The organism is Cognatiyoonia koreensis, assembly GCF_900109295.1.
Lineage (GTDB): Bacteria > Pseudomonadota > Alphaproteobacteria > Rhodobacterales > Rhodobacteraceae > Cognatiyoonia > Cognatiyoonia koreensis.
The window spans coordinates 608,821-624,034 of sequence record NZ_FOIZ01000002.1; the positions used below are offsets into that span (position 1 = coordinate 608,821).

The window sequence follows — 15,214 nt, forward strand, 5'->3', positions numbered from 1 at the left end:
CTGCACGTTTGAATTTCTGAATGTGGTAGCGCTGGAATCGCCAAATCATCTTGCGGCGAGTGTCAGGTCCTCGAACAGGTTTTTCAACTGAAGAAATTCACCAACATTGTCGCAGCCCGGAACCCGCATCGAGATGTTACGCGCTGCGGGTGGGTGATCAGGGCTGAGTTGGATACTTTGTGCCGCAACGTTGCGGCCACAATTGTCTGCCGTGATCTCCGCTTTGACGCTCAGGGCGACATCGCCGTCATGTAAGCTCATACCGGATGGAAAGGTGTAAACCTGAACGCGCATTGGCGCTGCATCCTGGAGTGTACCAAGTTGGGTCAGAAATCCGCCAACGCCGTCGATTGTGACTTCTGGTGAGCGACTTGCTGCTGCCCAGACGTGTCCTTCGCCACCGACGTCTGATCCGAATTCGAGTGCATGAAGTTGGAATTCCGTTGTTCCACTCCACTGCAGTACTGCACGATCATACTTGGAAAGGTCCGGGACTCCTGTAATCGCGACGACGCCTGTCCCCTGTTCTAACGTGGCAAGAAAGAAAGCCTCCTTGGATAGCGCTGGCACCGCGACGTCAAGATGGCCAGTCGCATCCGTGTATGTCTGAAATTTTAGGCCCTGATGTTGGATAAGTACGAGGGACTCTGAATGGCAAGGTGCCTCGAGAACGAGGTTGACCATTGCGGCTACACTTGGTGCCGCTTCAAACGTGATTTCGCAGCCTGCGTCTGCACCGTCTTCTGAGAGTGGTGCCATCATGTCAGGAAAAACCGAACCTTCGTCGGTAATCGAATGCGGCAAGCCCGTTGCACGCACGGGTATGTAAGTGTCAAATTCTTGGAGCGCCATTTCTGGCTTTGGCGCATCAACGCCCAGCCGCGATGCAACCGCATCGCCGTTCTGCATCACGAAACCGATCCCCAGAGCAACACCAAAAGTCGCCACGATCGTGGCGTACCGTCTGGCACGAGTCCGTTGCATAGCCACTCCTTCCCAAGTGAGTTCTTGGCAAAGATGCGCTTTTGCCGTGGCAACAGCGCGACCGACTCAAGGTATTAACAGGACGTTAATGTGGCAGGACTTAGGCGATCTTGCCGTGGCAATGCTTGAATTTCTTGCCGGACCCACAAGGGCATGCATCGTTGCGACCGGGCGAACCCCAGGTCTTGGGGTCGCCCTCAACAAACCCTTCGCGCGCTGTCGAGCCTTGACCCGTTGCATCTTCGGTTGCACGTGCTTTCGCATCCGACTGCGCTTTGATGGCGGCTTCTTGCTGCGCGCGCATCTGTGCGACAAGTTGTTCCTGCTCTTCCTTGCTCATGGGGCGAATTTGACCCAGCTTCTGCGTCACATCGGTACGCAGTGTATCAAGGAGTTTTTCAAAAAGCTGAAAGCCTTCGGTCTTATACTCGTTCAGCGGATCACGCTGTGCGTAGCCCCGGAAACCAACAACTGAACGCAGGTGTTCAAGCGTTAGCAAATGCTCGCGCCATTTCGCATCAATCGTTTGTAGCAATATCTGCTTTTCAACGCTGCGCATTGTGTCTTCGCCAAAGGCCGCGGTCTTCTCGTCCATGTGCTTTTGCGCGGCTTCTTCAAGGCGTTCGATGATCGTGTCATCATCGACACCTTCTTCCTCGGCCCATTTCATGACGGGAACATCAATGCCCAGATTCTGAATTACGGCAGCATAAAGCCCTTCAGTGTCCCACTGGTCGGCATAAGAGTTCGCCGGCATGTATTGAGTCACGATATCTTCGATCACCTGATTGCGCATATCGGTGGTGATTTCGGACACGTCTTTGGCTTCCATGATTTCCAGACGTTGCGAAAAAATTACCTTCCGCTGCTCGTTCATCACGTCATCGAATTTCAGCAGTTGCTTGCGGATATCGAAGTTCCGACCCTCGACCTTGGCCTGCGCACGTTCCAGCGATTTGTTCACCCACGGATGAATGATGGCTTCGCCTTCTTTCATACCCAGTGTGGACAGGACCTTGTCGAGCCGTTCGGACCCGAAAATTCGCATCAGGTCGTCATCAAGTGACAGGAAGAACGAAGACCGCCCAGGGTCACCTTGCCGTCCGGAACGGCCGCGCAACTGGTTGTCGATCCGGCGGCTTTCGTGACGCTCAGTCGCTAGAACATAAAGCCCTCCGGCATCTTTGACCTTTTGTTCGTCATCTGCGTGTGCAGCTTCGATGCGGGTGCGGATAATATCCGGGTCGGTGTCCGGTTCTGCGGCAATGGCTGCTTGAATTTCGATTTCGACATTACCGCCCAGCTTGATGTCTGTGCCACGACCGGCCATGTTCGTAGCAATCGTGACAGCACCCAGTTTGCCCGCATCTGCAATGATCTGAGCTTCTTTTTCGTGTTCGCGCGCGTTCAGAACGTTGTGGGTGATCTCCGCTTCGGTCAGAAGCTTTGACAGATAGTCGGACTTTTCGATCGAGGTTGTTCCGACCAGCGTTGGCTGACCCTTGGCATTCGCTTTCTTGATCTGTTCAAGCACACCATCAAACTTTTCCTTTGACGTACGATAGACCTGATCGTTTTCGTCGATCCGTGCGATGGGTTTGTTTGTTGGAATTTCTACAACCCCAAGGCCATAAATCTCCTGGAATTCTTCGGCTTCCGTCAAAGCGGTGCCCGTCATCCCCGACAATTTCTCATAAAGTCGGAAATAGTTTTGGAAAGTCACGGACGCGAGAGTCACGTTCTCTGGCTTGATATCGACACCTTCTTTGGCTTCGATGGCTTGATGCAAGCCATCTGACAGGCGCCGACCCACCATCATGCGTCCTGTAAACTCGTCGATCAGAACCACCTCACCGTCGCGCACGATGTAGTCTTTGTCTTTTGTGAAAAGCTTGTGCGCCCGCAAACCCTGGCTGACATGGTGCACCAGTGTCGCGCTTTCAGGATCGTAGAGTGTCTGGCCTTCAGGCAGCAAGCCCATCGCGGACAGTTGCGTTTCAAGGTAGTCGTTGCCTTCGTCAGTGAAGGACGCTTGCCGGGTCTTTTCGTCAAGTTCGAAGTGCAGTGCCTCGATCCCCGGAATGACCTTGTCGATCTGGCGATACATCTCAGAACGGTCCTGCGCGGGCCCGGAGATAATAAGTGGCGTGCGTGCTTCATCGATAAGGATCGAGTCGACCTCGTCCACGATGGCATAGTGGTGAGCGCGCTGATACATCTGGTCCAGTTCGGACTTCATGTTGTCGCGCAGATAGTCGAAACCCAGTTCGTTGTTCGTCGCGTAGGTGACGTCACACTTATACGCTGCCTTCTTTTCATCGTCGGGTTGCTGGGGCACCACAACGCCGGTTGTCAGACCGAGCGCACTATAGACCTTGCTCATCCAATCCGCATCGCGACGCGCAAGATAGTCGTTGACCGTGACGATGTGAACGCCCTTCCCCGTCAATGCATTCAAATATGCAGGGAAAGTCGCGACAAGGGTTTTGCCCTCGCCCGTCTTCATTTCTGAAATATTGCCCTGATGCAGAAATATCCCGCCAATCAACTGCGTATCGAATGCGCGCAGACCCAGCGCGCGTTTGGCAGCCTCGCGGCAGTTGGCAAAAGCCTCTGGAAGAACGGCGTCCAAACTTTCTCCACCCATGACGCGTTTGGCTAGCGCCTCGGTCTTTTCCTTGATCTGCTCGTCCGTCTGCGCTGCGAACTCTTCCTCGAGCGCATTGATCTGAGCCACGATTCCGCGCACCGATTTTATCTTGCGGTCGTTTGACGTCCCAAAGACCTTTTTCGTTATCGTACCAAGACCGAGCATTTTCTCTCCGCGCAGCGCATTCGCGCTTGTCTAACATCTATTTGAGAGGAGGTTGCTTGTAGGCCACTGGACTGCAGCCTAAACAGGGTCAAATGACAGCCCCCTCATGGGACATCCATCGCATGTAAGGGGCCTGTAATACGGTGTCAACGTCGCGCCCTGTCGCGACCTATCAAGGGAACGATTTATGTTGAAACAAACCACACTTTGGGCCTCTGCAGCGTGCTTTCTGACATTCGGTTCAGGAGCGATTGCGCAGGACGCAAATACCGTGGTCGCGACTGTTGGCGACACTGAGATCACATTGGGCGAAATGATCATTACGCGCGCCCAGTTGCCCGCACAGTACGAGCAGTTTCCAGCAGAAATCATTTTTCAAGGTATTCTGGATCAATTGGTGCAGCAGCAGCTGCTGGCCGACAGCGTGGGCGACGAGCCTGATCGCGTGAAATATGCGCTGGTCAACGAACGCCGCGCTCTGATGGCTGGCGAAACGATCAATGCAATAACAACAGAGGCCGTTACAGATGCAGCTGTTCAAGCAGCATACGACGCCCGCTTTGACGGTGTAGAACCTGCGACTGAATACAACGCATCGCACCTGCTTGTGGAAACCGAAGAAGAGGCACTGGCCGCAAAAGCACGGATAGATGGTGGTGAAGAGTTTGCCGACGTGGCGCGCGACGTTTCGACCGGACCGACAGGGCCAAATGGGGGAAACCTTGGCTGGTTTGGCGCAGGCAGCATGGTGCCCGAATTTGAAGCCGCAGTAATGGCGCTTGAGGTGGGCGCAGTTTCCGACCCTGTGCAGACCCAATTTGGCTGGCATGTTGTGACGCTGAACGAAACACGACTGGAAGAGCAGCCAGAGCTTGACGCACTTCGTCAGCAACTTTCCTCGGAAATCCAGGAAGCCGCGATTCAGGAAGTTCTTGAAGAACTAAGAGCTGAAACCGAGATCACCTTACCGGAAGAAGGCGCATTCGATCCTGCATTGCTGCTGAATCTCGATCTTTTGGAGCCCGACGCAGAATGAGCATATCACCCCTTGCCCCTGCAACATTCCCGGACCTTCCGGCTATCGAAGGAGTGACATTCGCCGCAGCATCAGCGGGCATCAAGAAGGCAGATCGCACAGATGTCATGCTGGCGTTATTGGCACCCGGCACTTCGGTAGCCGGAGTATTCACACGATCTGCCACACGGTCTGCAAACGTTCGTGACTGTCAGGCCAAGCTTGCCATCGTCAGTGAAGGCCCGGCCGCGATCCTTGTGAATTCAGGCAATTCTAACGCCTTTACCGGAAAACGTGGTGACGACTCTGTTGACGCGCTTTGCAAGGCGGTGACAGAAATTTGCGGGATTGACCCTGCCCGCGTTTTCACCGCGTCTACCGGTGTGATTGGCCAGCGCTTGCCGCACGAAAAAATCATCGCCAAGCTGGAAGAGCTTCACGCAAATCAAGGTGCGGCGAACATCGGGATAGCAGCCAAAGCCATCATGACCACGGACACTTTTCCTAAGGCCGCAGGGGAAACCATCATGATTGACGGCGCGCCGGTCAAGATCGCGGGGATTGCCAAAGGTAGCGGCATGATCGCACCAGACATGGCGACAATGCTTGTCTACATCTTTACTGACGCTCAGATCGGCCAGTCTGATTTACAGGCATTGGTTACTGCCCACACCGACAGAACATTTAACTGCATCACGGTCGACAGCGATACATCCACCTCTGATACCCTCATGATTGCCGCGACTGGTGCGACCGGTGTCGATGTAACAGATAACGCCGATTTCACCGATGCATTGCATTCCGTCATGCTGGATTTGGCACATCAGGTCGTCAAAGACGGCGAAGGCGCGACAAAGTTCGTCACGGTGAAGGTCACAGGCGCGTCAACTGACGCTGACGCAAAAACTGTCGGTCTTGCCATTGCAAATTCACCGCTTGTAAAAACAGCTATTGCCGGAGAAGATCCGAATTGGGGCCGTGTCGTCATGGCGGTAGGCAAATCCGGCGCGGCCGCTGATCGCGATAAACTGACAATTCACTTTGGCGAAACACTTGTGGCCGAAGAAGGATGGGTCGCCCCAAGCTACACCGAAGAAGCTGGTGCCGCATACATGAAACAGGAAAACATCGACATAAACGTCGATTTGGGACTTGGCAGCGGGTCAAGTACCATCTGGACCTGTGATCTGACCCACCAGTACATCACCATCAACGCAGATTACCGGTCGTGAAAACGGTTCTAGTTTCTGCAGTTGCGCTCATCGATATTGATGGGCGAATCCTTTTGGCACAGCGACCCGAAGGCAAATCCATGGCCGGTCTATGGGAGTTCCCTGGTGGTAAGGTCGAGGACGGAGAAACCCCGGAAGTCGCACTAATCCGAGAGCTGCAGGAAGAACTGGGGATCGATACCTGGGCGTCTTGCCTTGCCCCGCTGACGTTTGCATCGCACAGCTACCATAATTTTCATTTGCTCATGCCGCTATTTGCCTGTCGGAAATGGGAAGGCACACCGCAGTCGCGAGAGAACCAGACCCTGAAATGGGTCAAGGCAAATGACTTAAAGTCCTATCCGATGCCTCAAGCAGACGTGCCACTTATTCCAATTCTGCGAGATTGGCTTTAGTCTGGTTCACATGACACGACAACAAAAAGCGGCACAGAACTGCCCGATATGAGTATCAGGAAAGCTACGAAACAGGATGCAGCACGTATCGCCGAGATTCATCAGATTTCGCGTGAGACTGCTATGCCGTGGCTCCCTGTTCTGCACACACCTGCCGAAGATCTATGGTTCTATGAAAATCTGGTAATCCCAGATCAGGATGTTGAAGTTCACGAAATCGACGGTGTCATCACGGGCTTCAGCGCAACTGGCGAAGGTTGGCTCCACCATCTCTATGTTGACCCGGCGTACTGGAAGAAAGGTGTCGGTGCACTGCTTCTTCTTTCAGCCCAAGCGCGCAACAAGGAATTGTACCTCTGGGTCTTCCAACAGAACCAGAACGCACGTGACTTCTATTCGGCACATGGGTTTAAAGAAGTTGAGTTCACTGACGGGCAAGCGAACGAAGAGCAGATGGCCGACTTGAAAATGCACTGGACTCTTTCGCCTGGCTCATAGCCAAGCGCAATTTTGTTCCATCCTCACAAGAATTTGATATCGCTATAGTTTTTCAGATTCGTCCGGAACAAGTCTGGCAGTGACTGGTTCTTCATGCATATCCGCGGCGGAAATCTAACATGCCGTCGTGATGCAATGAGACCGAAAGGAAATAAAATGACAAATCTTATGAAAACAGCAGCTTTCGCAGCCGTACTGGGCATGAGCGCAACCGCCGCAACAGCAGCCGGTTTTGGCTTCCAGACAACCGTCAACGATGACTCCGCAATCACACTGGACCTCGTCCGTGCAGATGAAGCAGGCGTTGTCGTGATCTATGATTACACAGGCGGCGAGTTTGGCGACGTGTTGGGTTCAGCTGACATCAATGCTGGTGCGAACACCGATGTGATTATCCCGCTGGACAACAACATCGCGCAGGAACTGGCAGCTGTAATCTATGCAGGCCCGATGTCAGAGCCATCGATGGCAGCAAACTGGATTGAGCTTGACGTCACCGAGTAATTTCAACGACGACTAACAAAAAAGGGCGGCCCTTTCGGGTCGCCCTTTTTCTTTGTCCTGATCCGCGGTCAGAGGTTCCGTTCAACCTCTTCCCGCTCGAAGATTTCGATCACATCGTCGGGACGGATATCATCGTAGTTCTCGAACGCCATTCCGCATTCCTGGCCCGATTGTACTTCTGGCACTTCGTCCTTGAAACGCTTCAGCGTTTTCAATGTACCCTCGTGAATAACTACATTGTCACGCAACAGACGCACGCCGGCTGAACGCCGGGCAACACCTTCGGTGACGAGACATCCGGCGACCTTGCCGACGCCCGTAACCTTGAAGACTTCCTTGATCGTAGCGTAACCAATGAAGTTTTCCTTGATCTCGGCAGAAAGAAGTCCGGACGCGGCCGCTTTGACGTCATCCACAAGATCATAGATGACAGAATAATAGCGAATTTCTACACCCTTCTGATTTGCGGTGTTGCGTGCCGACGCATTTGCCCGGACGTTAAAGCCGAAAACAGGCGCTCCGGAAGCTTCAGCGAGGCCAATATCCGTTTCCGTGATTGCACCTACACCAGAGTGGAGAACGCGAACGCGAACTTCATCGTTGCCGATTTTTTCCATCGCCTGAACAATTGCTTCCGCAGAACCCTGCACGTCAGCTTTGACAAGGATCGGTAGCTCGCTGACGTTTTCGTCAGCTTTTGCATTTGCCATCAACTGTTCAAGAGTCGTCGCAGCACCTGCTGCAGCACGCTTGTCCTTTGCGGCCTGCGCACGGTAATTCGCGATTTCACGCGCCTGTGCTTCGGTATCCACGACGTTCAGAACATCACCTGCCTCCGGCGTGCCGTTCAAGCCAAGCACTTCGACAGGGACCGATGGGCCAGCTTCCGGTACCCGGTCACCTTTGTCATCGACAAGAGCGCGGACCTTACCCCACTGTTCACCCACGACAAAAATATCGCCTTGGCGCAGCGTGCCGTTCTGAACAAGAACCGTAGCGACGGGGCCGCGGCCCACGTCAAGTTGGGCTTCGATTACAGCACCAGATGCAGCGCGGTCGGGATTGGCTTTCAATTCAAGGATTTCTGCTTGCAACGCGATCGCTTCAAGCAATTCCGGCAAGCCCTGACCTGTAATCGCCGAAACCTCGACGTCCTGCACATCACCGGACATCTTTTCTACGATGACTTCATGCTGCAACAAATCGGTCCGCACTTTGTCAGGGTTAGCTGCCTCGCGGTCGATCTTGTTGATCGCGATGATCATTGGCACTTTCGCCGCTTTGGCGTGATTGATCGCTTCGACGGTCTGCGGCATCACCGCGTCGTCGGCAGCAACAACAAGCACGACAATATCGGTGACTTGTGCACCACGCGAACGCATGGACGTAAACGCAGCGTGACCTGGTGTGTCCAAGAACGAAAGTACCTGACCGCTATCAGTAGTGACCTGATAGGCACCGATATGCTGTGTAATGCCACCTGCTTCACCGGCAACAACGCGCGCATTTCGGATAGCGTCGAGCAGCGACGTTTTGCCGTGGTCGACGTGCCCCATGATCGTGATGATCGGTGCGCGTGGTTTCAGATCAGTTGCGTCATCTTCGACGGCGTCGATCACGTCCTCGACGTCCGCATCGGACACACGGACGACTTTGTGGCCAAACTCTTCGATGATGAGTTCGGCTGTATCGGCGTCAATCGTTTGCGTTTGCGTCGCCATAATTCCGTTGGTCATGAGCGACTTGACGACGTCTGCGACCTTTTCGGACATACGATTTGCCAATTCACCGACGGTGATGGCTTCTGGCAGCTGCACATCGCGCACGACCTTTTCGCGCTCGACATTGCCACCCATCGCTTTCTGGCGTGCACGCTCTTGCTTGCGCTTCATCGCGGCCATAGATTTTTGGTGGCCACCGCCGCCACGCAGCGCGTCGTTCAATGTTAGCTTGCCGGAACGACGACCATCGTCCTGACGGCCCTTGCCAGACTTGGAAGGTCCATCGTTATCGCGCGAATTGCGATCTGGCGCTTTGCTGCGAGGTGCACCGCGCGAAACGACTGCCTCGCCCGGGATATCGGCAGGGCTTGGCGCGGCCGGCTTCGGCTTGGCAGCCTCGACACGCTTGCGCTCTTCTTCGGCCTCTTTCGCTTTCAGGGCCTCCTCGCGCTCTTTTTCTTCGCGCTCCTTGGCTTCCTGATCGGCACGCCGCTGCTCGCGCTCTTCTGCACGTGCTTTCTCTTCGGCTTGGCGCTTTGCAGCATCATCCGCTTCGCGCGCTTTCGCAGCAGCGAGCGCCTTCATGCGGCGTTCAAGTTCCGCATCGGAAATGCCAGCAGGCCGCTTGGACGGGTCACCCCCGACGGGAGCCTTGCCACCAGCTGCAGGCTTGGCCGCACCCGGCTTGGGAACCACAACGCGCTTGCGTTTGGTTTCGACCACAACATTCTTCGTGCGCCCGTGGCTAAAGCTCTGCTTCACATTGCTTGGACGCGAACCGCCCAAACCGAGTGTCTTTTTGCCGTCGTTATCGCTCATTTAGCTTCTTTATCCTTCCCGGCAGACGAATCGTCGCCGTCAATCTCTCGTAAGCCGCGTAGCTTTGTGGCTTCCTCTACAACACGATTGCCGAGTCCGCCAGTCGAGAGAGCGCCATGTATCACACTTCCTCGTCCGAATGCCAAACCCAATTCAGCCGAAGTCAAACAGCCGAAGTATCGCGCCCCTTCCGGGGTCCATAATTTCGCCTTGCCGCGCTCTGATCCGTCAGAGGCTTGCAGCAAAACGCGGACACGCTCACCACCAGCAAGCCAGCCCTTAACTTTCTCGAATCCGCAGACCGCTCGTCCGGCCTTACGTGCCATAGCGATCAGATCAACTGTGCGGCGGGCCAACTGTCTTTCGACTTCGTTTACCAAGTCCTCAGGCACCGTCACGGGTTGTTTCGCAGAGCGCGAAAACTGACCCTTGCCCGCCTTTTCCAACGCACCCCGATCAGCGGTCACGTACATGCCGCGTCCCGGCAGTTTCTCCAGAATATCTGGGTAAACCACTATGTCCGGGCCGACGACAAACCGGATCAGACCAGCTTTTGGCTGAACCTCACCGGTAACGATGCACTTGCGCTCCGTTACGTCGTCCTGCGTTTTCTTTTGGCCGCCCCGCGTCATCCGCGTAACTCCTGAGGTCTGGGATCAGACCTCAGCCTCCTCAGCAGTTTCACCTTCTTCATCTTCGGCTGCATCAGCTTCCAGATCTGCAGGATCAACCCAACCAAGCATCACGCGAGCGGTCATGACCATATTCTGCGCCTCTTCCAGCGAGACGTCAAATGGCTCCAGCACACCATCGTCCTTGGTGCGCTCGCCGTCTGTGATGGTCCAGCCACCAGCAAGCTCCCAGTCCGCACATGTTGCGAAGTCTTCGAGCGTTTTGACACCATCCTTGCCGAGCGCTTCCAGCATTTGGGGTGTCAGACCTTCAAAATCAATAAGGGACTGTTCCACACCCGTTGCAATCGCTGCTTCCATCGCCTTTTTCGCTTGGGCATCAAGATAATCGCGCGCACGGGCCTGCAATTCATTTGCAGTATCTTCGTCGACACCTTCAATCACCAACAGTTCGTCGACCTCGACGTAGGCGACTTCTTCCAGGGACGTGAAGCCTTCGGAAACGATCAGCTGTGCAAAGAATTCGTCCAGATCGAGTGTGTCCATAAACATCTTCGTGCGCAGTTCGAATTCGGCCTGACGACGCTTGGATTCTTCTTCTTCAGTTAGAATGTCGATATCAAGACCGGTAAGCTGCGATGCCAGACGCACGTTTTGACCACGGCGACCGATGGCAAGCGAGAGCTGCTCTTCGGGAACGACGACCTCGATCTTGCCAGCCTCTTCGTCCAGAACGACCTTGGACACCTCGGCAGGCTGAAGCGCGTTCACAAGGAACGTTGGCATGTCCTCGTTCCAAGGGATAATGTCGATCTTTTCGCCTTGCAGTTCGTTAACAACAGCCTGAACGCGGGAACCACGCATACCAACGCAAGCACCGACAGGATCGATGGAGTTGTCATAGGAAATCACGGCAATCTTCGCGCGTGAACCGGGATCACGTGCAACGGCTTTGATTTCGATGATCCCTTCGTATATTTCAGGCACTTCCATCTTGAAAAGCTCTGCCATGAATTCCGGTGCCGTGCGCGACAGGAAGATCTGGGGCCCACGCTGCTCGCGGCGAACTTCTTTGATGTAGCAACGGATACGATCGTTTGGGCGATAGGCCTCGCGACCGATCTTTTCGTTGCGGCGCAGGATTGCCTCTCCGGCACCGACATCGACGATGACGTTGCCGTATTCTTCGCGTTTGACCTGTGCGTTGATGATCGTACCGGCGCGATCCTTGAATTCTTCGTACTGCTTGTCACGCTCTGCTTCGCGAACCTTCTGGAGGATAACCTGCTTTGCAGATTGGGCGGCAATCCGGCCAAGTTCGACAGGTGGCACTTCTTCGACATAAGTGTCACCGATCTGCGGATCATCAAGATACTGCTTGGCCTGCTCGATGGTCATTTCCGCCTGATAGTTCTCAAGCTCTTCTTCATCGACGACTGTGCGCACGCGCGTAAATGTGGCGCGACCTGTCTTGCGATCGATCGACACGCGAATATCCATTTCCGCGCCGTAACGGGATTTGGCAGCACGGGCGAGCGATTCTTCCATCGCTTCGACAACAAGACCAGCTTCAATGTTCTTTTCGCGGGCAACAGCTTCGGCTGTCTGCAAAAGCTCAAGCTGGTTGGCAGAGGTAATCGCCATCAGTTCTTCTCCTTTTTCGCCTTGCTGGGGCGCTTTTTCGATTTGCCTGTTTTGGCAGGGGCAACGTTTTCGTCACTGTCGATGATCGTTTCGATCTCATCGAACTGGGATTCATCAATCTGGCCGGCGTCCTTGCGGCCCTTCAATACATCGCGGATCAGCTCGTCTGTCAGGATCAGCTTTGCATCGGTCAACCATTCGAACTTGAGGCCGATTGTACCTTCTTCGATCTCGATCAGCACTTCGTCGCCATCCACACCAGCTAGTTGGCCTTTGAAACGACGGCGGCCATCAATAAGTTGTTCAGTTTCAATCTTGGCTTCAAACCCTTCCCACTGCGCAAAGTCTTTCAGACGGGTCAGGGGTCGGTCGATACCGGGAGAGGAAACCTCGAGGTTATAAGCATCAAGAATGGGGTCTTCGACATCGAGCACTGCACTTACCGCGGTCGAGATCTGGCCGCATTCATCGACTTCAATCGTACCATCCGGTTTTTGCGCCATGATCTGAAGGATCGTATCCTTGCCTGACATCAACCGGATCCGCACGACTTCGAAACCCATGTCTTCGATGACCGGGGTGATGATTTCGGCGATGCGGCGATCAATGGCCGCTTTGGCGATCATGTCGTTCATATCAAGTCCAAGCACAAAAAAACGGGCGCGCGGCCCGTTGCGATTTCGGTGGTGCAGGGGGTGGAAGCCTGCGCCGCTGTGACGTCTACATACGCATCAGGAACTGAGTCTGCAAGGGGCAGTGTCCGCCAGCGTCAGACTTGGGCTTATTCGCCCATCGCCTCTTCCAATACCATCTCCCCCCGCTTCAGCGTCGTTACGCGTTCAGCACTAGGTGCAAAGAACGCGCGCAATACAGCTAGGCTCTTGAGTGGCTCCGCATCACCGCACATGAATATATCGACGGCTGCATAGCCATGTTCGGGCCATGTGTGGATCGAAATATGGGACTCTGCGAGCAGCGCGACACCGGTGTAGCCATGCCGCATTCCGAAATCATGGAGTTTCACATCAAGAACAACCGCACCTGCGGCCCTTGCGGCATCTCGCAAGACCGACGCAGTTTCAGCGCTCTCCGTCAAATGCGTTGCTCCGTGGAATTCAACGATCACGTGCTGGCCCAAGGGGCCGGGTGTCAGGTTGGTCTTGGATTGAACGTTCATATCGGGCCGGCAAATCCTTTACGGCTTCAAACTGTCTTATTTGGTCAGCGAGTGAAACGGATTTCCGACGCCGAGAAGCGAGGGAGACGCAACCTGTGACATATGCCACAAAAAAAGCGCCCCGCCTGACGGTGGGACGCTTCGAATTCACTGGACCTTTTCAGTGCCTATGCGACGGACCAACGTTCTGCCATACGAGCGTTGTCCATCTGCCAGAGATTTCCGACCGTGTCTGGAGACATGATTCGGTTGTTCACAGCCTGTACGTAATTGGCGAACATCGGTATCAAAACGCCGCCTTCGTCACGCAGGATCTGCTGCATTTCACCATACTGCTCGCGACGTTTGTCGCTATCCAGCTCGGCACGGGCTGCATAAAGCAGTTCCTGGAAACGTGCATTGTCCCACTGACTGTCATTCCAAGGCACACCTGCCTCATAGGCCGTCGAGAACATCCAGTCTTCTGTCGCACGACCGGACCAATAGCACGCGCAGAACGGCTTTTGGAGCCAGACGTTCGACCAATAGCCGTCAGCTGGTTCCTGGATCACGTTCAGATTGATGCCGCCTGCAGAAGCAGACGCCTGATAGAGCTGTGCTGCATCGACCGCACCTTCAAATGCGGCATTGGACGCCGACAGATTGATGTCGAGGCTATCGAGGCCCGCTTCCTTGAGGTGGAACTTTGCTTTGTCCGGATCATAAGCAAGTTGCTCCATGTCGCTGGCAAAATACTGGTTTGCAGGACCGATCGGCGTGTCGTTGGCCACTTGTCCATGACCAAACAGGATTTTGTCGACCATTTCCTGGCGGTTGATGCCGTATTTTAGCGCTTTGCGCACGTTCACGTCGTTGAACGGTGCGGTCTGCGTGTGCATTGGGAAGGTGTAGTGCTGGTTGCCCGTGACTTCCTGAATTCGCAATGCAGGGTTGGCCTTCAAGAGTGCTTCGGTCGCGAAATCAATCCGGTTGATCGTATCAACCTGACCGGTCATCAACGCGTTCATCCGGGCCGTATTATCGTTGATCGCGATATATTCGATTTCGTCGAAGAACCCAGCATCTTCACCTTTGTAATGGCTGTCGACGCGCGAGGCTGTCATGCGCACGCCTGGATCGAATGCGGTCACCTGATAGAGACCCGTACCAATGCCCTGAGCAATCGCTTCTTCGATCTGTCCGGCTGGATACATCAGGATGTGATAGTCTGACATCAGATAGGGGAAATCAGCATTACCGGCGGCGAGCGTAAACTGGACCTGATGATCGGTGATCTTCTTCATCTCAGCGATATTTTCAACAATCGGCTTGGCAGCAGACTTTGATTCCTCACCAAGGTGCATCTGAAGTGACTCAAGCACATCGTCAGCACCGAAGGCCTTGCCGTTATGGAACGTCACGCCCTGGCGCAGGTTGAAGGTCCAGGTCTTTGCATCGGCAGATGCTTCCCAGCTTTCAGCCAGCTCGCCAACAAGCGAACCGTCTGCTGCAACTTCGGTCAGGCAATCGAAGACTGTACCGTGCGCAGAAGCAATCATGAAGATGTCCGAATGCGTGCGCCCATCCCAGCTGTCGGATGTGTTTGCACCACCCAAACCAGCGGTCAACTTTCCGCCACGCTTTGCTTGCGCGCGCAGTGGCATGCCCGTCAGGCTGAGTACACCTGCAGCGGCACCCGTTTTGAGCAAGCCGCGTCTACTAATTCCATACATATGTCTTCTCCCTAGTTTTCTTTTTCGGACGATACTTCGCCCGCTTCGCCGCCCTTTGGCAGGTGA

At 54.5% G+C, this 15,214-nt stretch carries 13 protein-coding genes; 5 read left to right on the forward strand and 8 right to left on the reverse strand.

What is annotated here, in order from left to right; translation table 11 throughout:
• Positions 1-45: 45 nt before the first annotated feature.
• Both BMY44_RS14635 and secA read right to left on the reverse strand, forming a co-directional pair.
• Positions 46-984: a hypothetical protein gene (locus BMY44_RS14635; RefSeq protein WP_131801618.1), complete on the reverse strand. Its 939-nt coding sequence runs from the start codon at positions 982-984 to the stop codon at positions 46-48.
• A gap of 100 nt (positions 985-1,084) precedes the next feature.
• Positions 1,085-3,799 (reverse strand): preprotein translocase subunit SecA, encoded by a 2,715-nt coding sequence (secA, locus tag BMY44_RS14640; protein WP_089996389.1) that lies wholly within the window; start codon positions 3,797-3,799, stop codon positions 1,085-1,087.
• Positions 3,800-3,986: 187 nt separating this feature from the next.
• Between secA and BMY44_RS14645 the strand changes: the two genes are divergently transcribed.
• From BMY44_RS14645 to BMY44_RS14665, 5 genes are all read left to right on the forward strand, one after another.
• Complete coding sequence (locus BMY44_RS14645; protein ID WP_089996391.1) at positions 3,987-4,835, forward strand: peptidylprolyl isomerase; 849 nt, start codon at positions 3,987-3,989, stop codon at positions 4,833-4,835.
• Positions 4,832-6,046 (forward strand): bifunctional glutamate N-acetyltransferase/amino-acid acetyltransferase ArgJ, encoded by a 1,215-nt coding sequence (gene argJ, locus BMY44_RS14650; protein ID WP_089996393.1) that lies wholly within the window; start codon positions 4,832-4,834, stop codon positions 6,044-6,046. Before BMY44_RS14645 ends, argJ begins: the two co-directional genes overlap by 4 nt.
• Positions 6,043-6,441: an 8-oxo-dGTP diphosphatase MutT gene (gene mutT, locus BMY44_RS14655; RefSeq protein ID WP_089996396.1), complete on the forward strand. Its 399-nt coding sequence runs from the start codon at positions 6,043-6,045 to the stop codon at positions 6,439-6,441. The genes argJ and mutT overlap by 4 nt, the downstream gene beginning before the upstream one ends.
• 48 nt (positions 6,442-6,489) lie before the next feature.
• Complete coding sequence (locus BMY44_RS14660; RefSeq protein ID WP_089996399.1) at positions 6,490-6,939, forward strand: GNAT family N-acetyltransferase; 450 nt, start codon at positions 6,490-6,492, stop codon at positions 6,937-6,939.
• A 156-nt stretch (positions 6,940-7,095) separates the two neighbouring features.
• Positions 7,096-7,443, forward strand: a complete 348-nt coding sequence (locus BMY44_RS14665; RefSeq protein ID WP_131801619.1) for a DUF7282 domain-containing protein — start codon at positions 7,096-7,098, stop codon at positions 7,441-7,443.
• A gap of 68 nt (positions 7,444-7,511) precedes the next feature.
• Here BMY44_RS14665 and infB read toward each other — a convergent pair whose 3' ends face one another.
• The 6 genes from infB to BMY44_RS14695 all read right to left on the reverse strand — a co-directional run bounded on the left by infB (position 7,512) and on the right by BMY44_RS14695 (position 15,148).
• Entirely contained in the window at positions 7,512-9,983 is a 2,472-nt protein-coding gene (gene infB, locus BMY44_RS14670) for a translation initiation factor IF-2 (protein WP_089996404.1), read from the reverse strand.
• A complete protein-coding gene (locus BMY44_RS14675) occupies positions 9,980-10,615 on the reverse strand; it encodes an RNA-binding protein (RefSeq protein ID WP_089996407.1) in 636 nt (211 codons plus the stop codon). The genes infB and BMY44_RS14675 overlap by 4 nt, the downstream gene beginning before the upstream one ends.
• Positions 10,616-10,639: 24 nt before the next feature.
• Positions 10,640-12,259 carry a transcription termination factor NusA gene (gene nusA, locus BMY44_RS14680; protein WP_089996409.1) on the reverse strand — a complete coding sequence of 540 codons (1,620 nt, stop codon included), beginning with the start codon at positions 12,257-12,259 and terminating at the stop codon, positions 10,640-10,642.
• On the reverse strand, positions 12,259-12,894 hold the full coding sequence (gene rimP, locus BMY44_RS14685) for a ribosome maturation factor RimP (RefSeq protein WP_089997190.1): 636 nt from the start codon (positions 12,892-12,894) through the stop codon (positions 12,259-12,261). Before rimP ends, nusA begins: the two co-directional genes overlap by 1 nt.
• 146 nt (positions 12,895-13,040) lie before the next feature.
• Complete coding sequence (gene speD, locus BMY44_RS14690; protein ID WP_089996412.1) at positions 13,041-13,436, reverse strand: adenosylmethionine decarboxylase; 396 nt, start codon at positions 13,434-13,436, stop codon at positions 13,041-13,043.
• 167 nt (positions 13,437-13,603) lie between these two features.
• Positions 13,604-15,148 (reverse strand): ABC transporter substrate-binding protein, encoded by a 1,545-nt coding sequence (locus BMY44_RS14695; protein WP_089996414.1) that lies wholly within the window; start codon positions 15,146-15,148, stop codon positions 13,604-13,606.
• Positions 15,149-15,214 lie beyond the last annotated feature (66 nt).